At 68.7% G+C, this 2,597-nt stretch carries 1 protein-coding gene; it reads right to left on the minus strand.

Features of this window, described 5'->3' with window-relative positions; translation table 11 throughout:
* A partial coding sequence (locus ACFE7U_RS05625; RefSeq protein ID WP_375408750.1) for a S9 family peptidase occupies positions 1-2,150 on the minus strand: 2,150 nt, incomplete at its 3' end.
* Positions 2,151-2,597: the final 447 nt, after the last annotated feature.

Genomic DNA, 2,597 nt, shown 5'->3' on the forward strand with positions numbered 1-2,597 from the left:
GCCTTGCCGACGGCGAGCAGCGCGAAGGCGTAGATCAACCCGACCTCCTCCAGGCGGTCGAAGCGGCCGGCGGCCCCGCCATGGCCGGCCTCCATGTTGATGCGCTGGAGGACGGGACCGCCGCCCGTCATCGTCGCACGCAGCCGCGCGACCCATTTCGCCGGTTCCCAATAGGTCACGCGCGGATCCGTGAGCCCGCCGAGCGCGAGGATCGCCGGATAGTCCTTGGCCGCCACGTTCTCGTAGGGCGAGTACGACAGGATCGTCCGGAACGCGGCCTCGCTCTCGGCGGGGTTGCCCCATTCGGGCCATTCGGGCGGGGTCAGCGGCAGCTCGCCGTCGAGCATGGTGTTGAGCACGTCGACGAAGGGCACGTCGGCGACGATCGCGGCGAAGAGTTCGGGCGCGAGATTGGCCACCGCCCCCATCAGCATGCCCCCCGCGCTGCCGCCATGGGCGACGATGCGCCCCTGCGCGGTGTAGCCGGCCTCGATCAGCGCATGGCCGCAGGCGACGAAATCCGTAAAGGTGTTGGGCTTCTTCTCGCGCTTGCCGTCCATGTACCAGCGCCATCCCTTCTCGGTGCCGCCTCGCACATGGGCGATGGCGTAGACGAAGCCGCGGTCGACGAGCGAGAGCAGGTTGGTGCGGAAGGAGGCCGGCATCAGCGTGCCGTAGGAGCCGTAGCCGTAGAGCAGGAGCGGCGCGGTGCCGTCCAAGGCCAGGTCGCGCCGGTGCAGGAGCGAGACCGGCACCGTCTCCCCGTCCGGCGCCGTGGCGAAGAGGCGGCGCGTGACGTAATCCTCCGGTCTGTGGCCGCTCGGCACGACCTGGCGCTTGCGGAGCTGCCGGGCGCGGGTGACGCAATCGTAGTCGTAGGTCTCGGCCGGCGTCGTCATCGACGAGTAGGTGAAGCGGATCACCGCCGTTTCGAACTCGTGGCCCGGCTGCAGGCCCAGCGAATAGGCCTCCTCCGCGAAAGCGACCGCGTGCTCGGTGCCCGTGAAGTCGCGCACGATGATGCGCGGGCGCGCGTTCTCGATCTCGAGCCGGACGAGGTGGCCGGCGATGAGGTGCTGGTGGCGGATCATGACGCCGGGACGGTGCGGGATCACGTCGACCCAGTGCTCGCGGCCCGGGGTCGCGATGGGGCAGCTCGCGATCTTGAAGTCCTCCGCTCCCTCGGCATTGGTGAGCAGGAAGAGGTAGGAGCCCCAATGCTCCACCGAGTAGATCAGCAGCGGCACCCGCTCCTGAACCACGGTGAGGACGGGATGGGCGGCATGCCGGTCGAGGAGATGGACTTCCGCCGTCTCGTGGTCGCTCGCGGTCACGGTGAGGTAGGTGCCGGACTGGGTCTTGTCGATGTGGACGAAGAAGCCCGAATCGCGCTCCTCGTAGATCAGCGCGTCGTCGTCCTGCGCCGTGCCGATGCGGTGGCGCATGACCCGGGCCGGGCGATGGTTATCGTCCACCGCCGTGTAGTAGAACGCGGCGCCGTCGGCGGCCCAGACCACCTCGCCGGACGTCGCCTCGATGCGGTCGGCGAGGTCCTCGCCGGTTGAGAGGTCGCGCACCTTGATGACGTAGAGCTCGGAGCCCTTCGTATCGGCGCTCCAGGCGAGGCGGGAGTGGTCGTCGGAATGGACCGCCGCCGAGAGCTCGAAGAAGGGGAGGCCCGTGCCCTCCCGGTCGCCGTCGACCAGGATGACCTCACCGGGCTCGGGGCCGCCATCGGCGGCGGTCTCGGCGCCCTGGCCGGGCAGGACGATCACGGTGCGCGGGCGCCGGCAGACCAGAGGGTGCTGACCGCCGTCGCGGTGGCGGGTGTAGTAGGCGTGCGGCCCGTCGGGCACCGGCACGCTGCTGTCGTCCTCGCGGATGCGGGCCCGCATCTCGGCGACGAGCGCCTTCCGCAATGGCTCGGTCCCGTCGAGGGCGGCCCCGGTGAACGCGTTCTCCGCGTCGAGATGGGCCCGGATATCGGCGGGCAGGGCGGTGGGGTCCTTGAGAACCTCGCGCCAGTTCTCGGCCTTCAGCCAGGCATAATCGTCGACGATCTCCTGGCCGTGGACCTCGTAGCGATGCGGGCGGGCCTCCGCGACCGGCGCCGTCTGCGGGACGGGAAGGGAGATACGGTCGGGAGCCATCGCGACGTTCCTCGAAATCATGGGGCCGCCGGTCGGCCGCGCCCTCGACAGGGGTGTGCCGCGCGGGCGCCCGGGGGGCAAGGTCGTCGTGCTGCCGCAGGGGCGACGACTTCTTGGACGCAAAATTCCTGCACAACTGAAGCAGCCCCGGACGCGCGCAGAAGATGTGCGCAACTAAAGCATCGTGAGGCATCGCAAGCAGGCTCGGTGCGGCATTTCGAAATCACGATGAATTGACGGGGTCGTCTTGGAAAGTTGTCGAGCCCTATCTGTACTGCGTCACACCGTCTTGCGACCCTTGGCTGAATATCATATGGGGTGGCGGTGGCACGGGAGATTGCCACCGTTGGACAATGACTTGCGGGCGACCGAGCGTTGCCGTCATTTCAGTACGCAGCCACCGGAACTGGGCTGCGACAGGTGGCGATTCGGCACTTTGTCTCAAGT

Source organism: uncultured Methylobacterium sp. (assembly GCF_964251405.1).
Classification (GTDB): Bacteria; Pseudomonadota; Alphaproteobacteria; order Rhizobiales; family Beijerinckiaceae; genus Methylobacterium.